The sequence below is a fragment of the Monashia sp. HAY1-2A genome, assembly GCF_056755315.1.
The window spans coordinates 1-243 of record NZ_JBNDHY010000694.1 but is presented as its reverse complement, the minus strand read 5'-3'; the positions used below and the strand labels follow the sequence as shown (position 1 = coordinate 243).

Genomic DNA, 243 nt, shown 5'->3' with positions numbered 1-243 from the left:
CAATGAACTGGTCGCTTACAGGGCAGAGTGTATCAAGATCCCGGATGAGATCAAGGGCATCAGATTGGATGACCACCAAAAACAAACATTGCTGGAAGGCAAGCCTCTTTATCTGGAAGGGATGACCTCCAAAAAAGGAGAACTGTTTGAAGCAACCGTTCAGTTCAATGCAGACAAGCGCTATGTTGAATTTATATTCAACAACAACCAAAACCAGCAGCAAGGACAACGACAGAACCCATC

The 243-nt window shown here is 44.9% G+C and carries 1 protein-coding gene; it reads left to right on the top strand.

Annotation, left to right across the window (positions count from 1 at the left end):
- A partial coding sequence (locus tag ACPYOM_RS23580; RefSeq protein ID WP_481347842.1) for a DUF3945 domain-containing protein occupies positions 1–243 on the top strand: 243 nt, incomplete at both ends.